Below are 25,180 nucleotides of genomic sequence, written 5' to 3'. Positions count from 1 at the left end.
GCATGCTACGTTCGATGATTACGGCTGCAAATACATTAGGTCAGCTGCAAAAACAGCTGGATCTGATCGGAAATAACATGGCAAACATTGATACACAAGGCTACAAGCGCACACAAACAGGCTTCTCGGAACTCCTTAATCAGCAAATAAACAATGCCGGACTTCAGGACGACCCTGCTGGGCGGTCGACAGCTCTTGGCGTTCGGCCTGGAGTCGGAGCGATGGTAACGGGACAAACCGTGTATACCCAAGGCAGCATCAAGGTGACAAATCGGGAGTTTGACCTTGCCCTGACAAAGCCTGGCCAATTCCTGCAAGTAGAAGTAAGCGGTGAGGTGCAGTATACACGTGATGGAGCTCTATATTTGAATCCTGCAGAAAATGCGCAGCTTCAGCTTGTCACATCTGAAGGCCACGCTGTTCTTGATGAAAATCAAAATCCGATTTTCTTTGATGATACGTTTGAAAATATGAAGGTAACACCTGATGGCAGATTAACGGCAGATCCGGGCAATCAGTCCGTTCAATTAGGAATAGTTGGGGTAAATCAGCAATCTATGCTTGAAAAACAGGGCGGAAATCGGTACGCTTTAAATGAGAACGCACCAAACGGCACGATCGAGTTTTTGAACCGTGATCAAATTGGCGTTCAGCAAGGTGCACTTGAAATGTCAAATGTCGATCTTTCAAAAGAAATGACTGAGCTGATGGTAGCTCAGAGGTCTTATCAATTAAACTCAAAATCTATCACCATGGGCGATCAAATGCTCGGGTTAATCAATAGCGTGAGATAAACAAAGGGGTTTTTACAGTGAGTACAAACGAACGGTCTCGTGAAGAAATGAAAGAAACGAAAAAAACAGAAGAATCCAGCAGCCGCAAAATCAGAATCAGACTATTTCCGATCTGGCTGCGCATTGTTTTATTGCTTTTTTTCATGGCCATTGCCGCAATCAGCGGTGCGATGATTGGCTACGGTGTACTCGGTGATGGAAAGCCAACAGACGTCTTCGATAAAAAAACATGGCAGCATGTCTTTGACCTGGTGGAAAAAGAATCTGAAAAATAAGGAGGGCTAACCCCCTCCTTTTTGTGTATAATAGAACTAATAGGTTGTACTAGGAGGAGGTACTAAAATGCTAGACATCACACAAATCAAAGAAATCATTCCGCACCGTTATCCATTCCTGCTCGTCGATAAAATCCTTGAAGTAGACGAAGGCAAGCGTGCAATCGGACTAAAAAACGTAACAGCAAACGAAGAATTCTTCAATGGCCATTTCCCAGAATACCCAGTCATGCCAGGCGTCCTAATCGTTGAAGCACTCGCCCAAGTCGGCGCTGTTGCCATGCTGATCAAAGAAGAAAACCGCGGCCGCCTTGCCTTCTTTGCAGGCATCGACAACTGCCGCTTTAAAAAGCAAGTAACACCAGGCGACCAGCTCCGCCTCGAAGTTGAAATCATCCGTCTGCGCGGATCACTCGGCAAAGGCAAAGGCATCGCTACAGTAAACGGCGAAGTCGTATGTGAAACAGAATTGATGTTTGCGCTGGGTGAAAAGAAAGAATAGATTTGCGAGCGATCCTTGTCGGGATCGTTTTTTTGTGCTGATTTTTAGGTGGTGCCTGGAAAAAAGAAAGTATTAGCTCCAAACCGGAAAGTATTTACCCGGTACTCGCTAGTAAAAGAGGCATTCCGGCAAGTAAAAGTCCCATTTTGGAAAGTAAATCAGATTTATCCTTGGATCTGAGCGGCTAATCACAGTCAGATTCCATCCAGTTCAAAAGAAAAAACTTAAATAGCCAAGTGCAAATAGAAAAAGCCTGATTGCCGGCAGAAAATAGAGAACTTGAACAGAAAATAGGATTGAACGGTGATCATAGCCTTCGTACCTAGGAGGTATCTGGAAAAAAGAAAGTATTAGCTCCAAAAAGGAAAGTATTTACCTGATTCTCGCTAGTAAAAGAGGCATTCCAGCAAGTAAAAGTCCCATTTTGGAAAGTAAATCACTTCATCCTTGAATCTGAGCAAAAATAAAATTCTATTTTGCCGCGCTGCAAAGGAGTTTAAAAATAAATCTAGAAATAAACAAAATTAATAAAGAGAAGGAGTGATCTTTTGATAAAAAAAGAAAAACAATTACCTGTAAAAATTCAAAAGCTGCAGGCTTTACTAAGGAGGCTGCTCCAGAACCATATAATAAGAGCTAAAATTGAAGAGGAGTATGCTAAAAGTATGGCGGGGTATCGCGGTGAACAGTCAATTGATTATCATTTGCTACCGTTATCAAGTAAAGAGTTCCTTGTGCTGCACGATATTAGACTGCTGAATAAAGAACATTATTTTCAATTAGATATTGTGATCCTAACTAGATCCTATATTCTAATTCTTGAAGTCAAAAACATGAGTGGAACGCTATGTTTCGATCAGACATTTAAACAACTAATACGAACACTAAATGGACGAGAAGAAGCATTCCCTGATCCAATTCTTCAAGTAAGGCGCCAACAGAAAAATCTTCAAACATGGCTGTCTGAACACAATTACCCCAGTATGCCGCTGCATTCTTATATCGTCATCAGCAATCCCGCAGCTATTCTTAAAACCATTCCAAACTACTCAGAAACAGTATTGAAAAAAGTGTTACATGCAGGATCACTCCAAGATAAAATTCGTTTACTGGATAATCGGTATAAAGATCAGATTTTAACAATTAAGGATTTAAATAAGCTGTCAAGGCAACTTATTAAACACCACTCACCAAATAACCCGGATCTACTTCAACAATTTCAACTATCAAGGTCAGATTTAATAACAGGTGTTCATTGCACACAATGCTTTTCAATCCCGATGAAAAAAATTAGCGGAAGCTGGGTTTGCAAAAAATGCATGTTCACATCTAAAGAAGCTTATATCGCCTCTTTGAATGATTACGCTTTGTTACTTGGGCCGACCATTACAAATAAAGAAATAAGGCAGTTTCTAAGAATCTCTTCAATGAGCTCTGCGTCTAAATTATTAACTGTACTAAACCTCCACCACACAGGCTCCTATAAAAACCGCAAATACCAGCTCCCCATTTTAAAATAAACGTTTACATTTCCACATATGTGGTAAATAAATACTGTAACACCTGCTTTAGACAAATTTTCCGAATAAACCTAATCATTCTGGACACCCTAACCACGACCGCTGGATAAAGGTCTAATTAAGGAAGGAGTATGATTATGAATACGAAGTGGATACTTAAAATTTCTGGTACATTATTAGCAGCTATGCTGATTGCGGGCTGTGCGGACGATCAGGATCCTGCACCACCGGAAGATAACAATATTGAAGAAGAAGTGCCAAATGATGACACGCCTCCTGTTGAGGACGAAACAGAGAAGGACATGGAGCAGGATATGGAAGAAGACATGCAGAAAGATGAGAACAACATGGAAGAAGACGAGAAAGATATGGAACATGACATGGAAAACGATATGAAAGACGAAAACAAATAGCAGCATAAATAGAAAAAGTCCCGCTCACGTTTGAGGGGACTTTTTCACGTTTAATTCTCTTTGTTCTTTTAGCTTTTGTTTGAAAGCCTTCTTTAGGTCTTCACCGTGCAAACCTTTTGTCAGCAAATCCTCAAGCAATTTTTCAGGCTCGTTCTTTGCTTTTCGCGCGAGCATCCGCCCCTCAAATAAGACAGAAATATGTTCTTCCAGGACCATGATGGATTTAATCTTCGCCACGATCTCGGCGGGTTTGTTTGTTTTTTTGGAAATTGTTACATAAATATGCAGTTCATTTTTCTTTTGCGAGAGTGTTTCAAAGTATGAGCGGTGTTCCTTTTGTAAAAGAGCCTCAATCATCCAATGATTTTCCCCGTCTTCTTTGTTGATGATCAGTCCGTCCGATAAGGGGATTTCTTCTAAACGAGCACCGTTTTCTCCTTGCACTTCAATTGTCAGCCCTACGAGTCTAAACGTTTTCATAAATACCCTCCTTAGTCCAGTTTATCGTTCATGTATGGTTATTGTTACATTATATCATACAGAAAGAGTGAAGCACCAAACGGAGGGATGAGCAGAATGAATCAATTAAACAGATGAAAAAAAGAGGAAAAAAGAGGAAGAGAGAGGTTTAATACAAAATATGACAATATATGAGTAAAAATGCCTATATCCGGCATTTTTCATAAACTCGTAAATTTGCTATGGTAAAATAGCAAACTTTAAGAAATGAGGCTGATCAATGGAGACGATTAAGTTAAAAACAATTTCAGTAAAAGATCTGCAAAAAACGAGTGAAATAGTGAGAGAAAGGTTAGATGATAAATCATTATTATTAAAAGTAGGGGAGATCATTGCCGGCAAAACAAAGTACCACCACTTCCAAGTACATAGGGAAGCGTCAGTAGAAATATTATACGAAACAAAAGACAAGCTTCAAATCGTAAGAATTCTTTTTGATTTATTAAAAAATGAAATGTCCATCAAATCTTACGTATGGATCGAACAAACCAAGCGTTATGAAGAAACAGCCATTCAGAATGAACTCATCGCATCACAAGCATTTCAAGCTATTCTCCAAAGCATCACTTTTTCAGGTCATGAACAGCAATCCTATTTATTTCAAATACATAGAAAATAGCAGCAAACATAACGAATCGTAAGAAATGAGCCTAGAAAACACTGAAATTCTACTGGGAAAATCACTTTTCAAAACCCAAAAACGACATTTTCAAGATTTTTCCTAATTCCAATTACCCGCTACAATAGCCTTGTAAGCTAAAGAGAGGAGGAATTAGGTGATTAATTCAGTCACGCTGGTCGGACGCTTAACAAAAGACCCGGAAATGCGCTACACAGCGGAAGGGGCGCCTGTCGCCAATATCACACTCGCAGTGAGCCGGTCATTTAAAAATGCAGCGGGTGACATGGACACAGACTTCGTCAACTGCACCCTGTGGAGAAAAACGGCAGAAAACACAGCGAACTATTGCCGCAAGGGTTCAATCGTAGGCGTATCCGGGCGCATCCAGACCCGCAACTACGAAAACTCGGAAGGCAGGCGCGTCTATGTCACAGAAGTCGTCGCTGACTCCGTACGCTTCATGGGCGGCAAAACCCGTGAGCTTGCAGTAACAGAAAAATAACAAAGTTACAAACCCTCAAAACCCCTCACAGAAACAGAATCAAGGAACTCCCCACTTCCTCACTTAACTAGCCGGAACTCTCCGGCTAGTTCTTTCTTGAGAAGGGGAAAGTAGGATATAATAAGACTAAGAAAGCGAGGTATCATTTGATGAATGAAGAGTTGCTAACCCGAATTCTCACTGGTATCGACGGGATTAGAGTAGAAGTGTCAGAGATAAAAACAGACGTTGCAAATTTAAAAACGGACATGTCAGAAGTGAAAGCGGATGTCTCAAACCTAAAAACAGACATGTCAGAAGTGAAAGCGGATGTCTCAAACCTAAAAACAGACATGTCAGAAGTGAAAACAGATGTCTTGAGTTTGAAAACAGAAATGTCTGGAATGAGGGCAGAATTGCTTAAAGAGATGGCAATCATAGAGGGCAAGATTGACGACAATGAAGTAAAAAGCGAAAAAAGAGACAACATGCTGCTTAAAGAAATGGCCGCATTAGAAGGGAAAGTCAATGACAACGCAGCAAAAAGCGAATCTAGAGATAAGACGCTCCTAAAAGAACTGTCATATCAGCGTCTTGAACTAGAATATTTAAAGAAAAAATCAGCAGAGCATGACATAGAAATCTTTAAATTGCATGAACTCAATCAGCCTTAAAAAAGAGGTTGATTTTTTCATGTTAAATTAGGAGGTATCTGGAAAAAAGATAGTATTTACTCTATACTGGCAAGTATTTGTCCGATTCCCGCTAGTAAAAGAGTCATTCCGGCAAGTAAAAACCCCATATTGGAAAGTAATCCAACTGTCTGACGGAATTACCTTACCAACAGCTTCCCCAAAACCTTTAAATACCCCACTGCATCTAGAAAAACCACTAAAAAAATACAAAAAACCAGCCCAATACGGACTGGTCCCAACATAACCCTATTTCCCAACCTTCTTAGCAATCAATTCATACAGCTTCTTCCACTCTGCACTCATTGTTTCTTTCTTCAAATCTTCTTTTTTCTTGCTCATGTCGTGCGCCTCCTAGCTCATGGAGAGGGTGAAGAGCTCTTCCAGTTCGTCTGTGGACAGCTCTGTGATCCAGCTCTCGCTTTGAATAATTTCATCGTTCAGCGATTGCTTTTTATCCAGCATGCCATCGATTTTCTCTTCAATAGTTCCTGTAGTAATCAGCTTATGCACGTGAACGAAACGATTCTGCCCTATGCGGTATGCACGGTCTGTAGCCTGGTTCTCAACAGCAGGGTTCCACCAGCGGTCATAATGAACGACATGGTTCGCAGCGGTTAAGTTCAAACCAGTTCCTCCAGCTTTCAGTGACAAGATCAAAATCGAATACTCTTTATTCTGGAACTGCTCCACCATCTTATCGCGCGCATTTTTTGCCACACTGCCGTTTAAGAACAAGACTTTCTCTCCAAACTCACGCTCAAGCAGGGATTGAATCATCTCGCCCATGCCAATATACTGCGTGAAAATCAAACAGCTTTCATCCTGCTCCCGAATCGCCGTCACAAGCTCAAGCAGCTTCTCAATTTTATGAGAGCGGGTCGTCACTGCTTCCGCACGTTCCTCTTTCAAATAAAGTGCCGGATGATTACAGATCTGCTTCAGCTTTCCGAGCATCTTCAAAATCAAAGCCTTCCGCTGCATTCCAGCAAGCTGTGACACCTGATCAAAGGTATCCTTAACGAGCTGTTCATAAAGAGATGCCTGCTCAACCGTAAGCGGGATATACTCTTTCTGCTCCTGCTTCTCAGGCAGATTCAGCGCAACCTGTTCATCACGCTTCGTCCGGCGCAGCAGGAACGGCTTAATCAGCTGCTGCAAGTTTCCGATAATCGCCGGATCCCGATCCTTCTCAATCGGCAGCACAAATCGCTTATGGAAACTATGCAAACTGCCAAGAAATCCTGTATTGATAAAATCAAAAATCGACCACAATTCCGTTAAGCGATTTTCCATTGGAGTTCCTGTCAGGGCAATATGATGCTGGCCCTTCAATTTCCGAATCGCACGGGACTGCTTAGTGTGCGCATTTTTAATATTCTGCGCTTCATCTAAACAAATCGTGCTCCACGCAACAGAAGCAATCTCTTCATGGTCGGCGTGAGACAGGCCGTAAGACGTCAAAACAATATCCGTATCGGCAAGCGATACATTAAAATCTTCACCCTTTGCCCGATTAGGACCGTAATGAAGATGAACCTTCAAACTAGGAGCAAACTTCTCAATTTCCTTCTGCCAGTTACCGAGAACCGAAGTTGGAGCAATGATTAAAAATGGTGTTTCTCGTTTTTCGTGTTCTAATACATAAACAAAATAAGCGATCATCTGTATCGTTTTCCCGAGACCCATATCGTCCGCTAAACAAGCTCCAAAATGGAACTTCCGGAGAAACAGCAGCCAGTCAACGCCTTGCTGCTGATAAGGACGAAGGTCACCGTGAAACGTCGAAGGAACATCGTGCTTCGGAATATCCGTTATCTCCGTAAGCTGACGAAGCATCGACTTCATCTGTCGGCTAAGCTCAATATGAATATTCGCAAATGCTCTTGAATCAAGAACCTCATCATCACTATCACGTGCGTCAGCCAGCTCCTGCTGCAGAATATCGGAAAAATGCAGACCTTCTTTTTCCGCCTTTTTCAAAATCGACTGCACATGCTTGATAAAAGCAGGGTCTAACTTAATCCACTGTCCTTTAAAATTCACAAGACGGCGGTTATCATTCACCATCCCCATGAATTCTTCCTCGCTCATTTCCACGCCATTCGTCGCAAAGCGCCAGTTGAAATCAATCAGCGAGTTCATGCCGACAAAGGATTGTCCACGCGGGGCCGACGACATCTTCGCCTTCAGCATCACCTTTGAATCACGGACAACCTGCCACCATGATGGCAGGAGAATCTCGACACCGGTATTTACAAACGTTTCACTCGCACTTGTTAAAAAGAGCCACGCCTCATCCTCGGTAATATGCGTGTTTCCATTTTGAAAAGAAAGCCACGGCACAATTTCCTCAAAGCGCTGCTGCTCGCGTTCAATCCGGTCCATATAACCTCGCCAAGGAGTCGGCAAATCCTTTAGCCCCTGAAATAGATGAAACGAATCCGGGTTCTTTCGGTCCCGTAAAAACAGCTCAAGCTTCCAATCGTCGCCATCATAATCAGGCTCGTTTAACCGCAGGCCAATCGTAAACGGAGCATCATCAATTAAGAAGCCAATCTTCTCCAGCCAGTCGCGCTCGTCAAGAAAATGACCTTCAAACTTTTCAGTAGCGGTATAAGCCTCAACAATGTCACTCCATGCCCGCCCTAGATCCGGATTCCTCTCAATTAAATCGCTCACAGCCGCAGACAGCCAATCAGCTGTAAACCCTTCAAGCTCACCAGCAGTATCACGCCATCCAAAAGAACCACTTTTCCACCGTTCAAAATCTGGCATAAACTCGCCGTTCACAATGCAATCGTAAATGGCCTCTGCTGCATCAATCAGCGGGACAGCATCGCCGCTGTACTCGATATCAGCCAGCGAATTCGTCGTATCTTTTCCGATCAGCTCAACCATCATCCATGGGGAAAGCAGAACAGAAGGGACCCCAATGTAGCTCACATCTTCCAGCAGCGATCCAAAGAAAGAGGATTCATGCCATGTGAACAAGTAGCGCCGCATATGATTCGTTCCGAGCGTTTTCTCATCCTTCGTTGTGCACCATACGTAAAAGTGAAAATTCTCGATTTGTTCCGTATGGACGGAGATCTTCAAATCATTCAGCATGAATCAACTTTCCTCTCTTAAGCTCCTCTTGAAAAGCACGCAGGCGCCGGTGCTCATGTGAAAGCTTTTCAAGATAGATTTCAAATTGCGTTTCATTCTTTATCTTCTTATATAACGTACGCACTTTCTTTAAATAGCGCACCGCAAGCTTATAATTCGTTCGCGTCCTGAGAGCGATCTCCTGGCGTATCGCATGGTGATATATGGTCAGCAGCGACTCAGGACTTTCCTTCTCTATCATCTTTAACAAATCACGGTCAATCTCATACAATTCAAACCCAAGCAGCAAATGCAGCTCTGCCCATGTTCTGAATTGCTTACGGTTCACGAGAAAATGATGATACTCTGCGTAGCTAAATGGAAGAAGATTGCGGCAGGCATTCTCATACAGCCGTTCATCCTTGGTCTGAGTCGAATACTCTGACAGCATATCAAGGAAAAAACGAATCGAACGGCGCTTTTCTTCATATGGAATGTCACTATTTAAAAAAGCATCCGATTTCCCAAGCAAATACGTAAACCATTTCGCAGCACGTTTCCAATTTTTCCGGGAAACAAGATCGCCAACCCAGTCATACAAAATCGGAAAAGCTCCATCATTAAAGACTTTCATCTTCTCAAACAAAGCATCATCATCACCCTGCAGGAAATCCATATGAATCAAAGCAAGACGATATTCAGGAACATCCCGTTCACTTAACTGCTCATTCAGCCAGTCAACCTCTCGCTCAATCCACTTCTTCCGATTAAGCAGACCGATCCAAAGAGCACGGTAAAGACTGATCCGTTCAAACTGCAAATAACTGCTGACATCAAGCAGCTGATGAAAAACTTCGATGCTCTCCTCAAAAAGTGAGTCCAGAGAGAAAGGCAACGCGAATTTCCGCATCTCCCGAAGCTCGTATGTAATGGATTCAATACACTCTTCAAAATAAGAATGATAAACATGGTGTAACAAATGATCATTTGGTTTCGTCTCATTAAGTAGACGAAGCATGTAGAACAATGTCGTAAGGTTTGCATGTATAGTATAAAACCGTCTGAGGTCCGCATTTTTCGGAGCCTTCTTCTTCAACACGGGATAGTAATGGTTGTACAAGCTTTGAATCTGCTGAATGCTGCGCGGCCGATTTTGAGCCCAGCGCTTATATTCAAACTCAAAAAACGATAGCCAGCTTGAAAGCGAATCATCGTTCCAGCTCACAGACGGTATCATTTGGCTGGCTGGCTTCAGCTGGGCAAGAATCGCCTGCTGCGTCTTGGCATTCCAAGCGTCCATATATGTACCGACTCGTTCGACGCTTGCATATAAATAGAGAAAAGATGCCATAACATGACGGCAGGGGAAATCTGCAGGACAGGAACATGAACTCATCGTAAAAAAATCAAGCTCAAGCACAACCCGAACAGGCGTTACATCCTGCACATTGGCGCTCACTGTGTGTCCATCTATTTTAACGTTGTACACGCTGCTCTGCCGATACAGCATCAGCCCTTTTTTAACAAGATTGCGATCGTCTTCTAACTCAGGCGAAAGCTGATCCTGCAGCTCTTCACCCGCATGCAGAATCAACTCTTTATCCAGTTCATGCTGAAGCATGGCACACCGCTCCTTTTTTATTCAATTCTTTCATTATAACTGATATTGAACAAAGGATAAAATGGAAAGGGAATTTTCGGTAAGGTTTAGAGTTGAGAATATTCGGGGACATAAAAGATAGTTCGACACGAATGGTATAAATAGTTGCCATACGACAGAAAACGCAGTATAATCTGCTTGTTGTATAAAATTGTAAAATACAAGAAAGGAAAATTTGTAGAATGAAAGAAAATAGCCTTAAACAAGAAGAACTTCTGCAAATTTTAATGCACGCTTACCAAAAAGGCGAGCATTCAAATGAAATTACCACCAAAGAACTGCTGGATGAGCTGATTCTTCAATTTAGAAAAGTATACGCATCATAATAGATTAACACCGAAAAAAGTCCGCAATGAAAAATTTGCGGACTTTTTTCGGTACCATATGACAAAAGTTCTATTACACTATTAGTATTCCCTCCGATATAATAATCATAAACATTTTGACAAATATCGACAGGTTTCGAGGGGGGATTTAGACAAATGAGTCATTGGATTACACCAGAAGAAATGGAAAGAAAAAAAGAGCTGAAAAAGCGTATCATGACAGTTTCCATTCCATTTTTCACAATTTTACTTACAGCGATTGTAACCGTTTTAATTAACGGCCTATGATAAAAAAGGAGATTCGCAAAAAAGCGAATCTCCTTTTTGAATGGACAAAAAATTAATATACAATTTACAATTCCTTGTTATAATTGTATTTGTTGTTCAAAAAAAGATAATAAACGACAAAATATAAGTAAAATATCACTTTCATTGTAAAATTTTGTAGATATCAACTAGGTCTTTTATTATAATAAGCTTTGTGTTTTTTTTATTACAAAAATTAACTGGAGGTCAACATGGAAGAAACAATCAGTTTGAAAGAACTGTTTCAAACCTTAAAGAAACGTCTTTCTCTCATCATTATTATCACGGCAATCGCCGCAGCCACTAGTGGAATCATTAGTTACTTTATTTTAACTCCTATCTATCAATCTTCTACCCAAATTCTCGTGAATCAAGCAAAAAGTGATCAGCAGGCATTTAATCCTGGAGAGGTGCAAACGAATCTTCAATTAATTAATACGTATAATGTGATTATTAAAAGTCCAGTGATTCTAGATAAAGTTATTCAACAATTAGATCTGAACATGACTAGCGGACAGCTAAATGAAAATGTAGCTGTAGAGAGTGAGCAAAATTCACAAGTTGTAACCATTTCTGTTCAAGATGAAGATCCAAAGCAAGCAGCAGAAATTGCAAATGCAATTGCAGCTATATTCCAAAAAGAAATAGCAACGATAATGAATGTAGATAACGTTAGCATTTTATCAACAGCTGATTTAGGTATCGATCCATCACCAATAAAACCAAAGCCGGTATTAAATATAGCTATTGCATTAGTTGTAGGTCTAATGGCAGGTGTGGGTTTAGCTTTCTTATTGGAATACTTAGATAACACAATTAAAAACGAGCAAGACATTGAAAAACACTTAGGCTTACCAGTTTTAGGAGCGATTACTCGCATAGATATGGAACAAGAAATGAAAGATCAAAAGAATGCAGGAAATAAGATAACAAGAACAAGAGGTGAGTCTATTGGCTCGTAAAGACCGAAAGCAAATGTTTCAATTACAAAGCAGAAGTTTAGTTTCGATGACAACACCTAAATCGCCAATAGCTGAACAATATCGCACAATCCGCACGAATATACAATTCTCAACGGTAGATGAAGAAATTTGCTCTATGATTGTTACCTCTGCTGGTCCCGGTGAGGGAAAATCAACAACTGCAGCAAATCTTGCAGTAGTATTTGCTCAACAGGGTAAAAAAGTCCTCTTAATAGATGGAGATCTGCGAAAGCCTACTGGCCACCATACATTTAAAGTTGATAATCATGTAGGACTTACGAATATATTAACTAAACAATCTACCTTAAGCCAAGCTGCAAAATATACAGATCAGGATAATCTGTTTATTTTGACTAGTGGACCCATTCCTCCTAACCCTTCAGAGCTTTTAGCATCTAAAGGGATGAAACAGCTGATTGAAGATGCTAAAGGAGAGTATGATTTCGTCTTATTTGATACTCCACCAGTGCTTGCGGTAACGGATGCACAAATTCTCTCGAATGCGGTTGATGGAGTTGTCCTTGTTGTAAGCAGCGGGAAAACAGAGTTAGAATCAGCTAAAAAGGCAAAGGATGCTTTAGAGCAAGCGCAGGCTAAAATTCTTGGAACAGTCCTTAACAACAAAAAGCAACAGGATAATCAATATTATTATTACGCATCAAAATAAATGATTATTCGACAAAATACACCCCTTTTGGACTAGTTCTTTTTATGCTATTATCTCAAAGTATTATACATGTATAGGTATTAATGCATTTCATAATACCTATACAATTAACAATGGGCGGTGGTTCTTATGATTGATATTCATTCACATATTTTACCTGAAGTAGATGATGGGGCTGACAGTTTAGAAGAATCAATTCAAATTGCTAAAGCAGCTGTTATTGAGGGTATTACAACTATTATTGCAACACCCCATCATCAAAATGGAAAATACATTAACAATAAACAGAACATTCTCGAAAAAGTCGAAAAACTAAATCTATCATTAAAAAAAGAAAATGTTCCTCTAACCATTTTGCCAGGGCAGGAATCAAGAATTCATGGAGATCTGCTGATTGAACTGGAAAATGATCTTATTCTGCCACTAAACCACACAAACTACGTATTTATTGAGCTGCCTTCTGGACATGTACCTAGATATACAGAACAAATGCTATTTGACATCCAAATGAAGGGCCTCACGCCAATCATCGTCCATCCTGAACGAAATTCAGAAATTATAGAAAATCCGGATCTTTTGTACAAGCTAGTAAGCAAGGGAGCACTTACTCAAATCACAGCTTCAAGCCTAACGGGTCATTTTGGAAAGAACATCAAAAAATTCACGCTGCAGCTCATTGAATCTCAGCTGACCCATTTCTTAGCCTCGGACGTTCACAGCCTTAAAAATCGTCCATTTCGACTGGCTAATGGATATGGTGTTCTTAATCATGAATTTGGATCTGATGCAGTATACCTTTTTAAAGAAAACGCAGAGTTACTGATTAAGAATTTGACAGTTTATAGAATGGATCCAAGCAGAATCAAAAAGAAAAAGTTTTTGGGTATTTTTTAAGCAAGAACTGGTGATACCTCCTCCACCATTATCAATGGAGGCACTCGGCTGTTTTATAGGTAGAAAGACCTTAGACGCTTGTAGTCATGGGTGTAGTTTGATGCACAATTTAAATATTTTACTTAAGATATTTAACGAAAGAGTACTTAAAAAAGAGTACTTTTCCGTTAGATATTTTTGAAAGAGAAATTATAAAGAAAAGGTGAAAATAGATGAAAATCGCAGTAGTAGGAACTGGATATGTTGGATTAGTGACAGGTACTTGCTTATCTGAAATTGGACATACAGTTACATGCATTGATATTGATCAAGAGAAAGTAAACAAAATGCGTGAAGGTATATCTCCAATCTATGAACCAGGTTTAGATGAATTAATGAAAAAGAATATACAAGGAAGAAGATTGTTCTTTACAACAAATCATAATGAAGGATTTGAAGAGGCTGACGTAATTTATATTGCGGTGGGTACTCCAGAAAAAGAAGATGGTTCGGCTAATCTATCATTTGTTGAGCAAGTAGCAAAAGATATTGCGACTCATGTTAAAACAGATGTAGTGGTAGTTACAAAAAGTACAGTCCCTGTAGGAACAAATGACTGGATCAAAGAAGTGATTCAAAACAATCTCGTTCATAATGTAAAAGTTGATCTTGTATCAAATCCTGAATTTTTACGTGAAGGTGCTGCAATCTATGATTCTTTTAATGGAGATAGAATTGTAGTTGGAGCAAGTAATGAAAGTGCAGCTAGTATTATAGAAGAAATTAATAAACCTTTTGGCATTCCTGTATTTAAAACGAATGTTCGAAGTGCTGAAATGATTAAATATGCGGCTAATGCTTTTCTTGCAACAAAAATTAGCTTTATTAATGAAGTCTCAAACATTTGTGAAAAAGTAGGAGCAAATGTAGAAGACGTTGCGAATGGAATGGGACAGGATAGTAGAATCGGTTCACAATTCTTAAACGCTGGAATTGGTTACGGTGGTTCTTGTTTCCCTAAAGATACAAAGGCACTTATCCAAATTGCGGGTAACGTAGAGTATGATTTTGATTTACTAAAAGGTGTTGTCAGAGTTAACCAAAAGCAACAAGAAATCCTCCTAGATAAATTGAACAAACGGTTTAACAGCTTAGAAGGAAAGAAAGTTGCAGTTTTAGGATTAGCATTTAAACCAAATACAGATGACATGAGAGAGGCAGCATCTATAGTTATTACGAAACATTTAGTTGAAAAAGGTGCGCATGTTGTAGCCTATGATCCAGTTGCTAAGGAGAATGCGACGAAAATATTAGATTCGAATGTGAAATATGCGACAAATACTGTTGATGCATTAAAAGATGCTGATGTTGCGTTGATTTTAACAGAATGGAATGAATTTAAAGATTTAGAAATAGGTACGTTTGTAGAAAATATGAAACTACCAGTAATATTTGATGGGCGTAATTGTTATGATCCTAAAATTGTTGAAAACTATTTTGTTGAATACCACTCAATGGGAAGACCTTCAGTTAAAAATTTACAGTTACTTAATGTTTGATAAGTCAAGGGGGATTTAAAGTGAAAAAAGTTAGGAAAGCGATTATTCCAGCAGCGGGATTAGGGACACGTTTTTTACCAGCAACAAAAGCAATGCCTAAAGAAATGTTACCAATTGTGGACAAGCCTACGATTCAATACATAATTGAAGAGGCAATTGAGTCTGGGATTGAAGATATTATTATTGTGACAGGTAAAGGGAAACGTGCGATTGAAGATCATTTTGATCATAATTTTGAGCTTGAACAGAATTTAATGGGTAAAGGGAAATTTGACCTTTTAGAAAAAGTACAACATTCATCAGAAATTAATCTTCATTTTATACGCCAAAAAGAGCCAAAAGGATTAGGACATGCAGTATGGTGTGCTAGAAAGTTTGTTGGTGATGAGCCATTTGCGGTATTACTTGGTGATGATATTGTTGAAGCAGAAACTCCTTGTTTAAAGCAGTTAATTAATGAATATGAGAAAACGGGGTCTTCTGTGATTGGTGTTCAATCAGTTGCTGAAGATCAATCACATCGATATGGAATAATAGATCCGCTAGAAAAAGATGGAAAACTCTATAAAGTAAACCGTTTTGTAGAAAAACCTGCACAAGGAACAGCACCATCTAATCTAGCAATTATGGGCAGATACGTAATAACTCCCGAGATTTTTGAATTATTAGAAAATCAAGAAACAGGTGCGGGTGGAGAAATACAACTAACAGACGCTATTCAACACTTAAATGAGAAACAATCCGTATATGCTTTCGACTTTGAAGGTACTCGATATGATGTTGGTGAGAAGTTAGGATTTATTAAAACAACAATTGAGTTTTCCTTAAAACATGAGGATATTAAGGACGACATGATCAGATACATGGAAGACCTATTAAATGTAATGAAAGTTAAAGGGTAAGAGGTGAAAGTAGTATATGGAAGGCTACTCTATTACAGTTATAGAGCCAGAAATTGGAGACGGATTAGAATTAAAACGTCTATACGAAAAGAGAAAGAGAGTTATAGATATTATTGGTTCTTTTATCGGAATAATTTTATTGTTCCCTATCTTTTTACTAGTAGCAATTTTAATCAAATTGGAAGACCCGAAAGGTAAAGTTTTCTTTATTCAGAAAAGGGTTGGTAAAAATGGCAAAGAATTTAATATGATCAAATTCAGATCAATGGTTCATGATGCAGAAGATAGATTAAAAGAATTATTAAAGCATAATGAAGTTCCTGGAGCTATGTTTAAGATGAAGGACGATCCAAGAATTACGAAGATTGGGAAATTCATACGAAAAACTTCTATCGATGAACTTCCACAATTGTTTAATGTATTTAAAGGTGAAATGAGTTTGGTCGGACCACGTCCGCCGTTACCTAGAGAAGTAGAAACTTATAACGAGAACCATTTACAAAGACTACTAATAACACCAGGATGTACGGGACTCTGGCAGGCAACAGAAAGAAATAATGTTGGATTTGAAGAAATGGTTCAACTAGATCTTTATTATCTGAAAAATAGGACGATACTCTTTGACTTTAAAATTATTTTTATGACAATAAAAATAATTTTAATTCCTAATGGAGAATAAAATGAGCAGAATTGTTATTCAAATTCTTTTAGTAGTCTTATTATTTCAGGAACTATTAGCTGTAAATATACATCCAATTATTGATATGACAGATGAGATCATTGTTGTTTTCTTAGCATTTTTGGTTTTGGTTAAATTAATTAAGACTCAAACCATATCAAAACATACAATGATAGTATCTTTACTAGCTATAGCATTTTTAATAATTGGTTTTATATCAAGTTTTTTAAGAGACGGAATCACAATAAATTCTATCATTAGCTCTTTCCTAGTAGTGAAGGGGTTTATTGTATATTTAACAATCTTCGAATTAACGGGAAAAAATGAAAATAAAATTAAGTTAATATTAAAAACAATGATAGTTATTGGATACTTACTTATGTTTTTTGCGGTGATTGACTTTTTATTTTATGAAAGATTTAGAGCATTATTAAATCTGGAATATCGTGCAGATATTAGGGCCGGTTTAGTAAGTGTACAGTCTTTAATGACACATCCAGGTGTCTATGGATGGTTTATGAGTTTATGTGGAATTATTATGTTCTCGAAGTTTTTAAGTAATAAAAACAAAAAAAATATTATTATATCCATTATCTTTTTCTTGTTTGCAATTATTTCGTTACGTTTTAAAGTAATCATGTTACTAGCGTTTCTTATTTCCTATTTACTTTTTAAATCAAAAAATAAGATATTAGGAATAATAGTAGTCATTTTATTTGTAGCACCTACCTTTTTATTTTTCTTTGGCGATTTATTATCATTGACGATTGAAAGATATATCCAAATTGACTATGATGAGTCAGCGAGAAAGGCTTTATATTTATTTTCGTTTGTGATAGCAAAAGATTACTTCCCATTCGGCACTGGCTTTGGAACGTACGGAACATTTCAGTCAATTGATCCATATAGTAGCGTTTACTATGAATTCGGATTAAATCATGTTTGGGGATTAAGCCCAGATAATCCAATGTGGCTGACTGATACTTTTTGGCCAGCGATACTTGGAGAAACAGGATTATTAGGGATCATCCTTTATGGTTGTGTGTTTTTAATTATTTTTAAGAAACGAAAACAAATTAAAAAAAGATTAAATAGTTACTACTATTACATTTTTATCTTTGTTTTTATTCATGCTTTCTTAGAATCTTTAGCTGAACAAATATATTTTTCAAGTCCGCAATTTATCATTATTTTTACATTGTTGGGCTTAATTTCTGCGGAATTAAAGGAGAAAAAAGTTGAAGAAAGTGTTGATAGCTAGTTCAACAGGTGGACATTTTACTCAAGTTAATAAAATAGCTGCGGCTTTAAATAAGGAGGATGTTGCCTATTTGGTTGAAAAGCATCCTTCTATAATGCCAAAGGATGATATGTACTTTTTAAATATGTTTAATAGAAAAGAAAATTTTGTGAAGACTATTATTGCAAACACAAGAATTTCTTTTCATGTATTAAGAAAAACAAAGCCTAAATATATTATCTCTACTGGTGCAGGTGCGGTTATTCCTTGTATGATCCTTGGGAAACTTATGGGTTCAAAAATTATCTTTATTGAAAGTTTTGCGAAGGTAAAATCCCCTACTTTGACTGGTCGACTAATGTATTTCATTGCAGATCGATTTTATGTACAGTGGCCAGATATGCAAAAAGTATATAAAAAAGCTATTTACAGAGGTGGTCTTTATTAAGAAGATATTAGTTCTTTTAGGTACTCAGAAATTTGGATTTGAAAGATTAATAAATCATTTATCTACTTTAGCCGATGATAGTAAGAAGTATGAGTTTACTATTCAAACTGGTTATAGTTCCCCTCCAAAAAATAGTGATATAATTTGGTTTGATTTTAAAAATGCTGAGGAATTAAATGAGTTAATCAAAGCTTCGAATCTTATAATAACTCATGCAGGCACCAGTTCAATTAATCAAGCGTTAACTTTGAAAAAACCAATTATTATTGTACCGAGAAGACAGAAGTATAATGAACATGTGGACGATCATCAATTAGAGATGTCAGATTATTTTCATGGGAAATATGAAATTCCTGTCATTCATGAAATTGAAGATCTTAATGCTGAACTTTTAAATAAGGATTTAAAAATCGCAACGATAACAAATGAAAAAAATCTTATAGATGATTTAATAAATTATATGGAGATTGGTTAAATGAAGATAGCGATTGTTGGTAATTATGGTAACCGTAATGCTGGTGATGATGCGATTTTATCAGGATTAATTCATACAATGTTTACGATTAATAAGGATATTGAAATAACGGTTTTTACGAATAATAAGGATAATACAGATACAGTTGAAGGTGTAGTGAAAGAAAGTCTGATCTATAAAGAGAAAAAATCTAAATTAGTCAATATCATATTTTCTATAAAAGAAATACTCAAATTAAAACAAAAGTTTGACATTGTTATTTTAGGTGGCGGGGGTATTCTAATGGATATGTATCCAAGAGATTTACCTTTGTATTGGTTTATTGTGAAAAATATTGTTAAACGAGATGGCACACTTATTGTGCATGGGGTAGGAGCAGGTCCCCTAAAAACATCTTTGGGTAAGAAAATTGTAAAAAACATCTTAAATTCTTCTAAGGTAATTAGTGTAAGGGATGAAAAGTCCAAAAAAATCTTGAATGAACTGATCTCAGGGAACCGTTCAATCGAAATTATTGGTGACCCAGCCTTTGGCAATGAGCACTTAGCTATATCAAGAGAAGCTGGAGTAAAAAAAATTGGGATAACGGTATTACCCTATTTTGCGGATTATTATTGGCCAGAATATGATAAAGAAAAGTTTGAACAATATAAAAATAACATTATCAAGTTAATTCACGGCCTTTCTGAAAATAAAAATAATCAAATCTACTTATATAGCACAAAGTATCCTGATGATCATAGACTTGCAAATGAAATTTATCAGGAAACAAAAAAACAAAATGTAATTTTGAATGAAGAAATACTTAGTCCAAAATCTTTGATTGAATTCACACAAGATTTAGATGTAGTCGTAGGTACGAGACTGCACTCCCTTATCATTGGTTTATTAGTCAATGCATCTATTTACGGTATCGGTTATCACCATAAAGTAGAAGGCTTTTTTGGTGAAATGGAATTAGAGAATAATTTCTTTAAAATTGATGAGTTAAATGTTGATAAACTTATCGAAGAAATCAATCAATCAGAGAGTAATAAAAATAATATCATTAAGGCGAATTCTATCTATCAAAGCAAATTTGCAAAGGGTGTAAGCATTCTTGAATCAGTTATCGAAGAGAAAAAGTAAGAATAATGAAGTCTTATTAGTAAGTAATATGTTTCCTTCTAAAGAAAATGCTGCGTTCGGTTCATTTGTTTATAACCATTATAAAAGATTAAAAGAGAGTTTTCATATCGATAAGATTGTGATTGATAATCATCGGAAAGGCAAAAAAAATGTTATATCAAAATATTTAACGTTTTTCCTTGAGCAATTAAAAGTGTTCCTCTCTTCTAAAAAATATCAAATTATCCATTTCCATTATGTTTTTCCTACTGCATTATTGATTGACCTTTTCAAATTTCTTGGTTCAAAAACAATCGTCACAGTTCATGGCGGAGACGTTGACAATATGGCAAAGAGGACGAAGCTTCATAAATCAATGACAAAGCATATTTTAAATAGGGCAGATTGCGTTCAATGTGTTAGTGACTATCTAAAGAGTCTTATTGTCAAAGAGTTTGAAGTAAATCCAGAAAAAGTTGTTGTTTTTAATATGGGAATTGATGAATCATTCCTTACCATCCCAAATGAAAAAACAAAAAATTACGATATATTGTTTGTAGGGAATTTTATAAAGTCAAAAGGTGTTATAGATTTATTTGAAGCATTAAAGAATTATCCTCAATTGAATGTTTGTATAGTAGGGTCTTTACATGATAAGAGTGTTTATGAGAAATGTACGGAAATCATAAATAAATATAATTTGAATGTAGAATTTACAGGAGTAATTGGAAAAAGAGAACTAAAGGAGTATTACAGTGCTTCTAAAATGCTAATTTTGCCTTCTCACAATGAGGGTGCTGGTCTAGTAACCTTAGAGGCTATGGCAAGCGGTCTGTTAGTTCTTGGTTCAAATGTCGGTGGTTTATCAGAACTCTTAGCAGAAAATAGAGGGATTTTATTTGAAGCTAAAAATGCAAATGATATTTCTTCTGCGATTAAAAAGGGATTAACAATCGTAGAAAGTGAAGATATGGATAAAATTACAAAAGAAAATATGAAATATGCTCGCAGTATGACCATATCTCAACAAGTATCAAAAGTAGAGAGGCTATATAAATGTTTCCTAAAATAACAAAAAATAAATATTTTGTCTTTATTGTGATCGGAATATTGTCGTTTCTTGGGAAAATTGTTGGCTTCGTTAGAGAACTTGTCATTGCAAATGAATTTGGTACGACACTTATAGCTGATAATCTATCTTTACTATTAAGTATTCCAACTTATGTTTATTTAATAATTGGCGGGGCATTATCAACTTCCATTATTATATTTGCCAATTCGAAAAATAATAATTCAGGTTTTATGAAAGGTTTAAAAACGATTTATAAACATATTGGAGTTGCTTCAATATGTTTATTTCTGTTGATTTTAACCATTTATTTCGTATATAAAGACTTCATTCACCCATCTATTTTAGTGATCTACTGGTCTATTCCTGCCTATGTCTTTTTATCACTTAGGACGAGCTTATTTAATATGATCTCAAAACCGGTATATCCGCAAATTTCGTTGATTATCGCAAATGTGTTTTTTGTCATTTTAATCTATCTTGTTCCCTTGGACTTTTTTAAATGGGATATTTACGTTACATTTAGTTTAGCTTTCACCTTAAGTACAATCATTGGTTGGCTATCATTGTTAATGATGAAAGCTGCATTTGTAACAAAAGAGCCAGTTTATATTAAACCTAATAAAGTAGAAGAAAATGAAATGACTGTAAAAGAGTTTTGGGGCATATCATTACCGATCATTTTTGGCGGGGCTTCATTACAAATAAATAACATACTTCAACGAATGTATGCAACCCATTATGAAGAAGGGGTAGTCTCAGCTGTAAATTATTCGACTAAGTTAGTATCAATCCCGCAAGGTATGATGCTAGTAGGTATTGGAGCGATGATCTTCCCATTAATCTCAAGGAAAATAAGAGAGGGCAAATTAGCATATTTAAAAAATTTGTATTCTAAACTCTGTGTTAGCCTATTTGTTTTATTTTCCATTGTCGCTATTATTATGTTTATGTACTCTGAGTTAATTACAAAACTTGTCTTTATGAGAGGGGAATTTGATCTTGGCTCAGTTAGTATAGTATCTGATGCACTTGGCATTTATGCCTTTACAATACCTCTTTCTATTATTATGATTTTACAAACTAGATTTCTGTACGGTTTTAAAATGCAAAAAGCAGTCAATTATGTCTCGTTAATTTTTCTAGTCATTATTTCAACAGCGGGTTTTTATGTTTTCAAAAGTACAACTTCATTTTTACTAATACCTTATATTAATATTGGTGTACTTTTGATCATGGTTATTATTTTTCATGTTTTGTTGAGGAATAAATTGAAAACAGAACAAAGCTAAAAAAATAAATAAGGTAAATAGTTTAATCGCTAGAAACTATTTACCTTATACATTTATATTTTTATAGAATTGTTTTTTACGGGGGAAACCATGAAATTGCATCAAGTAAGAACAATAATTAAGATTCTTGCAATGATTGTACTGATAAGTACTACAATTTCTTCGCATAGTTTGGCTGTTGAGGATTTGACAGCGCCGGCCTTGGAAAAAGTAGAGCTTGGTACAACTGAATTAAATGCAGGAGATAGTAACAGCATTTATATAACACCGAACGATGACATTTCGGGAGTAAAGTATGTGTTTTTTCATGCAGAAAGTCCGTCAGGTAATCAATCATACGGAGCAAATATCTATTCTGTTGACGAACAAGGAAGATGGTACGGGACAATTCCAATTAATGCGAATGCTGAAGGCGGTACTTGGAAGATAGATATGATTGCATTAACGGATCATGCTGGAAACACCAAATATTATCATAGTGGACAAGACTTCACAGCTGAATTTAGTGTAACTAGCCCAAATGCCGATTCGTCAGCTCCATCATTAGAAAATGTAGAGTTAAGTAAAGCTGAAATAAATGCAGGAGAAAGCAACAGAGTCTTTATAACACCAAAAGATGATATTTCGGGAGTAAAGTATGTGTTTTTTCATGCAGAAAGTCCGTCAGGGAATCAATCATATGGAGCAAATATCTATTCTATTGATGAACAAGGAAGATGGTATGGGACGATTCCAACGAACACAAATTCCGAAGGCGGTACCTGGAAGATAGATATGATTGCATTAACAGATCATGCAGGGAATACCAAATATTATCATTATGGACAGGATTTTACGACTGATTTTAGTGTAACTAACCAAAATGCTGATATATCTGCTCCGTCATTAGAAAATGTAGAGTTAAGTAAAGTAGAAATAAAAGCCGAGGAAAGTAACACCATTTATATAACACCGAAGGATGATATTTCTGGAGTAAAGTATGTATTTTTTCATGCAGAAAGTCCGTCAGGGGATCAATCATATGGGGCAAATATTTATTCTGTTGATGAACAAGGAAGATGGTATGGGACCATTCCAACTAACGCAAATTCCGAAGGCGGTACGTGGAAGATAGATATGATTGCTTTAACAGATCATGCAGGTAACACAAAATATTATCATTATGAACAGGATTTCACAGCAGACTTCTACGTGAACAGTGGAAATGACCATGTAGATTCAGTTACATTATCAGTTGATCATACCGGTCCGGAAGAAATAGGAACACCTATTAAATTAACGGCAAATTCAGAAGGAAGCGATCGTCCCGAATATCGGTTCTTTATAAGAGACGAAAAAGGGGTCTTAACTACAATCCAAGAATATGGAGAAATGAATTCAGCAACGTGGACACCAACTATCCCAGGAACATATAAACTAATCGTTCATGCAAAGGATCAGAGCGGAACTGGCACAGAGAATTATTATGAAGCTAGAGCTGATATGAGTTTCAAGGTGGAAGGTTCAAAGGTAACTGGAGTTAAATTAAACACAGTTACAGCTTCTCCACAACAAGTTGGTTCCTCCATTAAACTGACGGCAGCTGCAGAAGGTGGGACAAATCCAGATTATCGTTTTTTTGTACGTGATGAAGAAGGAATTCTTACGACAATCCAAGAATATGGCAATGGAAGTAATGTAACCTGGACTCCAACAGAACCAGGAACATACAAAATTATTGTGCATGCAAAGGATAAGAGTAGAACTGGTCCAGGAAATTACTATGAAGCCAGGACGGATATGAGCTTTAAAGTAGAAGGAATAAAAGTAACAGGCGTTCATGTAAATGCAGATGTAGTTTCACCTCAAATCATCGGGAATTCGATAAAATTAACTGCGTCAGCTGAGGGTGGAACCAATCCAGACTATCGATTTTTGGTACGTGATGAAAAAGGAACTCTCACCACAATACAAGAATATGGCAATGGAAGTAATGCATCATGGACTCCTACAGAACCAGGAATATACAAAATTATCGTACATGCAAAGGATTCAAGCAGAACTGGTTCAGGAAATTACTATGAAGCTAGAACTGAAATGAAGTTTATGATTGAAGGAATAAAGGTAACTGGAGTTCAAATAAACTCAGATGCAGCTTCTCCACAATTACATGGCCATCCCATAAAATTGACAGCAACTGCTGAGGGTGGAACCAATCCAGACTATCGATTTTTGGTACGTGATGAAAAAGGAATTCTCACTACGATTCAGGATTACGGAAATGGCAGCAGTGCAATATGGACGCCAACAAATCCAGGCACATATAAAATTATCGTGCATGCAAAGGATCGGAGCAGAACGGGCCAAGGAAATTATTATGAATCCAGGAATGAATTACGTTTTATTATTGAGTAAAAAAATTGGTCGATTTTATATCTAAAATCTTCTACAGAATAAAGTCTAGTTGAATGAAATAATCTACATAACAGATTTAACTACTCGTGATTTTATGGATACTTTATCATTCACTCATAAAAGCGTCATTCCAATTGGAATGGCGCTTTTATATGCATTGTAAAGAAAAAAGGATTCAAAAATTATATATATTTTTATAATAAGTGGTAATTTAAAATGAAAAGGTACCTTGGAAGAAGGCTATAGCGTGATGAAAACAGATATTCTGAAGATCTATTATTATATGAATGAG

Annotated in this window: 26 protein-coding genes; 23 read left to right on the top strand and 3 right to left on the bottom strand. The window is 37.0% G+C overall.

What is annotated here, in order from left to right; genetic code table 11:
* The first annotated feature begins 2 nt into the window (after window positions 1-2).
* The 5 genes from K8L98_RS23580 to K8L98_RS23560 all read left to right on the top strand — a co-directional run bounded on the left by K8L98_RS23580 (window position 3) and on the right by K8L98_RS23560 (window position 3,504).
* Window positions 3-794: a flagellar hook-basal body protein gene (locus tag K8L98_RS23580; protein WP_223438606.1), complete on the top strand. Its 792-nt coding sequence runs from the start codon at window positions 3-5 to the stop codon at window positions 792-794.
* Window positions 795-811: 17 nt separating this feature from the next.
* A complete protein-coding gene (locus K8L98_RS23575; protein WP_223438605.1) occupies window positions 812-1,069 on the top strand; it encodes a DNA-directed RNA polymerase subunit beta in 258 nt (85 codons plus the stop codon).
* 67 nt (window positions 1,070-1,136) lie between these two features.
* Window positions 1,137-1,571, top strand: coding sequence for a 3-hydroxyacyl-ACP dehydratase FabZ (fabZ, locus tag K8L98_RS23570; RefSeq protein WP_223438604.1), 435 nt, complete (start codon window positions 1,137-1,139; stop codon window positions 1,569-1,571).
* A gap of 548 nt (window positions 1,572-2,119) precedes the next feature.
* A complete protein-coding gene (locus tag K8L98_RS23565; RefSeq protein ID WP_223438602.1) occupies window positions 2,120-3,091 on the top strand; it encodes a nuclease-related domain-containing protein in 972 nt (323 codons plus the stop codon).
* Window positions 3,092-3,228: 137 nt separating this feature from the next.
* The gene (locus K8L98_RS23560; protein ID WP_223438601.1) at window positions 3,229-3,504 is read left to right on the top strand and encodes a hypothetical protein; all 276 of its coding nucleotides are present in this window, start codon (window positions 3,229-3,231) and stop codon (window positions 3,502-3,504) included.
* 24 nt (window positions 3,505-3,528) lie between these two features.
* On the opposite strand, the gene K8L98_RS23555 is transcribed toward K8L98_RS23560, so the two are convergent.
* Window positions 3,529-3,984, bottom strand: a complete 456-nt coding sequence (locus K8L98_RS23555) for a YwpF-like family protein (protein ID WP_223438599.1) — start codon at window positions 3,982-3,984, stop codon at window positions 3,529-3,531.
* Between the two features lie 259 nt (window positions 3,985-4,243).
* On the opposite strand from K8L98_RS23555, the gene K8L98_RS23550 reads away from it, so the two are divergent.
* The 3 genes from K8L98_RS23550 to K8L98_RS23540 all read left to right on the top strand — a co-directional run bounded on the left by K8L98_RS23550 (window position 4,244) and on the right by K8L98_RS23540 (window position 5,800).
* On the top strand, window positions 4,244-4,642 hold the full coding sequence (locus K8L98_RS23550) for a hypothetical protein (protein WP_223438597.1): 399 nt from the start codon (window positions 4,244-4,246) through the stop codon (window positions 4,640-4,642).
* Between the two features lie 157 nt (window positions 4,643-4,799).
* Window positions 4,800-5,147, top strand: coding sequence for a single-stranded DNA-binding protein (gene ssb / locus K8L98_RS23545; RefSeq protein ID WP_133312790.1), 348 nt, complete (start codon window positions 4,800-4,802; stop codon window positions 5,145-5,147).
* Between the two features lie 149 nt (window positions 5,148-5,296).
* Window positions 5,297-5,800: a hypothetical protein gene (locus tag K8L98_RS23540; RefSeq protein ID WP_223438595.1), complete on the top strand. Its 504-nt coding sequence runs from the start codon at window positions 5,297-5,299 to the stop codon at window positions 5,798-5,800.
* Between the two features lie 372 nt (window positions 5,801-6,172).
* Here K8L98_RS23540 and K8L98_RS23535 read toward each other — a convergent pair whose 3' ends face one another.
* Together K8L98_RS23535 and K8L98_RS23530 are read right to left on the bottom strand one after the other, a co-directional pair.
* A complete protein-coding gene (locus tag K8L98_RS23535; protein ID WP_223438594.1) occupies window positions 6,173-8,929 on the bottom strand; it encodes a DEAD/DEAH box helicase in 2,757 nt (918 codons plus the stop codon).
* The gene (locus K8L98_RS23530) at window positions 8,919-10,529 is read right to left on the bottom strand and encodes an SWIM zinc finger family protein (RefSeq protein ID WP_223438593.1); all 1,611 of its coding nucleotides are present in this window, start codon (window positions 10,527-10,529) and stop codon (window positions 8,919-8,921) included. The genes K8L98_RS23535 and K8L98_RS23530 overlap by 11 nt, the downstream gene beginning before the upstream one ends.
* Before the next feature lie 221 nt (window positions 10,530-10,750).
* Between K8L98_RS23530 and K8L98_RS23525 the strand changes: the two genes are divergently transcribed.
* From K8L98_RS23525 to K8L98_RS23460, 15 genes are all read left to right on the top strand, one after another.
* A complete protein-coding gene (locus tag K8L98_RS23525; protein ID WP_223438591.1) occupies window positions 10,751-10,894 on the top strand; it encodes a YwzD family small protein in 144 nt (47 codons plus the stop codon).
* 156 nt (window positions 10,895-11,050) lie between these two features.
* Window positions 11,051-11,182, top strand: coding sequence for a hypothetical protein (locus K8L98_RS26625; RefSeq protein ID WP_275976726.1), 132 nt, complete (start codon window positions 11,051-11,053; stop codon window positions 11,180-11,182).
* 230 nt (window positions 11,183-11,412) lie between these two features.
* Window positions 11,413-12,162, top strand: coding sequence for a YveK family protein (locus K8L98_RS23520; RefSeq protein ID WP_223438589.1), 750 nt, complete (start codon window positions 11,413-11,415; stop codon window positions 12,160-12,162).
* On the top strand, window positions 12,152-12,850 hold the full coding sequence (locus tag K8L98_RS23515) for a CpsD/CapB family tyrosine-protein kinase (RefSeq protein ID WP_420828807.1): 699 nt from the start codon (window positions 12,152-12,154) through the stop codon (window positions 12,848-12,850). Before K8L98_RS23520 ends, K8L98_RS23515 begins: the two co-directional genes overlap by 11 nt.
* A gap of 129 nt (window positions 12,851-12,979) precedes the next feature.
* The gene (locus K8L98_RS23510) at window positions 12,980-13,744 is read left to right on the top strand and encodes a tyrosine-protein phosphatase (RefSeq protein ID WP_223438587.1); all 765 of its coding nucleotides are present in this window, start codon (window positions 12,980-12,982) and stop codon (window positions 13,742-13,744) included.
* 212 nt (window positions 13,745-13,956) lie between these two features.
* Entirely contained in the window at window positions 13,957-15,282 is a 1,326-nt protein-coding gene (locus K8L98_RS23505; protein WP_223438585.1) for a UDP-glucose dehydrogenase family protein, read from the top strand.
* A 20-nt stretch (window positions 15,283-15,302) separates the two neighbouring features.
* Window positions 15,303-16,184 carry a UTP--glucose-1-phosphate uridylyltransferase GalU gene (galU, locus tag K8L98_RS23500; RefSeq protein ID WP_223438583.1) on the top strand — a complete coding sequence of 294 codons (882 nt, stop codon included), beginning with the start codon at window positions 15,303-15,305 and terminating at the stop codon, window positions 16,182-16,184.
* Between the two features lie 16 nt (window positions 16,185-16,200).
* Window positions 16,201-16,863: a sugar transferase gene (locus tag K8L98_RS23495; protein WP_223438580.1), complete on the top strand. Its 663-nt coding sequence runs from the start codon at window positions 16,201-16,203 to the stop codon at window positions 16,861-16,863.
* A gap of 1 nt (window position 16,864) precedes the next feature.
* Complete coding sequence (locus K8L98_RS23490; RefSeq protein WP_223438578.1) at window positions 16,865-18,124, top strand: hypothetical protein; 1,260 nt, start codon at window positions 16,865-16,867, stop codon at window positions 18,122-18,124.
* On the top strand, window positions 18,111-18,551 hold the full coding sequence (pssD, locus tag K8L98_RS23485; protein WP_223443725.1) for a PssD/Cps14F family polysaccharide biosynthesis glycosyltransferase: 441 nt from the start codon (window positions 18,111-18,113) through the stop codon (window positions 18,549-18,551). The genes K8L98_RS23490 and pssD overlap by 14 nt, the downstream gene beginning before the upstream one ends.
* Complete coding sequence (locus K8L98_RS23480; protein ID WP_223438575.1) at window positions 18,487-19,026, top strand: glycosyltransferase; 540 nt, start codon at window positions 18,487-18,489, stop codon at window positions 19,024-19,026. The genes pssD and K8L98_RS23480 overlap by 65 nt, the downstream gene beginning before the upstream one ends.
* On the top strand, window positions 19,027-20,154 hold the full coding sequence (locus tag K8L98_RS23475; protein WP_223438573.1) for a polysaccharide pyruvyl transferase family protein: 1,128 nt from the start codon (window positions 19,027-19,029) through the stop codon (window positions 20,152-20,154).
* Complete coding sequence (locus K8L98_RS23470) at window positions 20,126-21,205, top strand: glycosyltransferase family 4 protein (RefSeq protein ID WP_223438571.1); 1,080 nt, start codon at window positions 20,126-20,128, stop codon at window positions 21,203-21,205. Before K8L98_RS23475 ends, K8L98_RS23470 begins: the two co-directional genes overlap by 29 nt.
* Window positions 21,190-22,494 (top strand): lipid II flippase MurJ, encoded by a 1,305-nt coding sequence (locus K8L98_RS23465; protein WP_223438569.1) that lies wholly within the window; start codon window positions 21,190-21,192, stop codon window positions 22,492-22,494. The genes K8L98_RS23470 and K8L98_RS23465 overlap by 16 nt, the downstream gene beginning before the upstream one ends.
* A gap of 90 nt (window positions 22,495-22,584) precedes the next feature.
* Entirely contained in the window at window positions 22,585-24,888 is a 2,304-nt protein-coding gene (locus K8L98_RS23460) for a triple tyrosine motif-containing protein (RefSeq protein ID WP_223438567.1), read from the top strand.
* Window positions 24,889-25,180: the final 292 nt, after the last annotated feature.

This window comes from Metabacillus dongyingensis (assembly GCF_019933155.2).
GTDB lineage: Bacteria > Bacillota > Bacilli > Bacillales > Bacillaceae > Bacillus_P > Bacillus_P dongyingensis.
This window is presented reverse-complemented; position numbering and strand designations above follow the sequence as displayed.

What these genes read in the sequence shown, in the direction of transcription:
- K8L98_RS23540 (WP_223438595.1), top strand. Translation starts at nt 5,297, where the DNA reads ATGAATGAAGAGTTGCTAACCCGAATTCTCACTGGTATCGACGGGATT.
- K8L98_RS23535 (WP_223438594.1), bottom strand. Translation starts at nt 8,929, where the DNA reads ATGCTGAATGATTTGAAGATCTCCGTCCATACGGAACAAATCGAGAAT.
- K8L98_RS23480 (WP_223438575.1), top strand. Translation starts at nt 18,487, where the DNA reads ATGTACAGTGGCCAGATATGCAAAAAGTATATAAAAAAGCTATTTACA.
- K8L98_RS23560 (WP_223438601.1), top strand. Translation starts at nt 3,229, where the DNA reads ATGAATACGAAGTGGATACTTAAAATTTCTGGTACATTATTAGCAGCT.
- K8L98_RS23460 (WP_223438567.1), top strand. Translation starts at nt 22,585, where the DNA reads ATGAAATTGCATCAAGTAAGAACAATAATTAAGATTCTTGCAATGATT.
- K8L98_RS23580 (WP_223438606.1), top strand. Translation starts at nt 3, where the DNA reads ATGCTACGTTCGATGATTACGGCTGCAAATACATTAGGTCAGCTGCAA.
- K8L98_RS23495 (WP_223438580.1), top strand. Translation starts at nt 16,201, where the DNA reads ATGGAAGGCTACTCTATTACAGTTATAGAGCCAGAAATTGGAGACGGA.
- K8L98_RS23525 (WP_223438591.1), top strand. Translation starts at nt 10,751, where the DNA reads ATGAAAGAAAATAGCCTTAAACAAGAAGAACTTCTGCAAATTTTAATG.
- fabZ (WP_223438604.1), top strand. Translation starts at nt 1,137, where the DNA reads ATGCTAGACATCACACAAATCAAAGAAATCATTCCGCACCGTTATCCA.
- K8L98_RS23505 (WP_223438585.1), top strand. Translation starts at nt 13,957, where the DNA reads ATGAAAATCGCAGTAGTAGGAACTGGATATGTTGGATTAGTGACAGGT.
- K8L98_RS23475 (WP_223438573.1), top strand. Translation starts at nt 19,027, where the DNA reads ATGAAGATAGCGATTGTTGGTAATTATGGTAACCGTAATGCTGGTGAT.
- K8L98_RS23520 (WP_223438589.1), top strand. Translation starts at nt 11,413, where the DNA reads ATGGAAGAAACAATCAGTTTGAAAGAACTGTTTCAAACCTTAAAGAAA.
- K8L98_RS23510 (WP_223438587.1), top strand. Translation starts at nt 12,980, where the DNA reads ATGATTGATATTCATTCACATATTTTACCTGAAGTAGATGATGGGGCT.
- K8L98_RS23530 (WP_223438593.1), bottom strand. Translation starts at nt 10,529, where the DNA reads ATGCTTCAGCATGAACTGGATAAAGAGTTGATTCTGCATGCGGGTGAA.
- K8L98_RS23465 (WP_223438569.1), top strand. Translation starts at nt 21,190, where the DNA reads ATGTTTCCTAAAATAACAAAAAATAAATATTTTGTCTTTATTGTGATC.
- K8L98_RS23550 (WP_223438597.1), top strand. Translation starts at nt 4,244, where the DNA reads ATGGAGACGATTAAGTTAAAAACAATTTCAGTAAAAGATCTGCAAAAA.
- K8L98_RS23490 (WP_223438578.1), top strand. Translation starts at nt 16,865, where the DNA reads ATGAGCAGAATTGTTATTCAAATTCTTTTAGTAGTCTTATTATTTCAG.
- K8L98_RS23555 (WP_223438599.1), bottom strand. Translation starts at nt 3,984, where the DNA reads ATGAAAACGTTTAGACTCGTAGGGCTGACAATTGAAGTGCAAGGAGAA.
- K8L98_RS26625 (WP_275976726.1), top strand. Translation starts at nt 11,051, where the DNA reads ATGAGTCATTGGATTACACCAGAAGAAATGGAAAGAAAAAAAGAGCTG.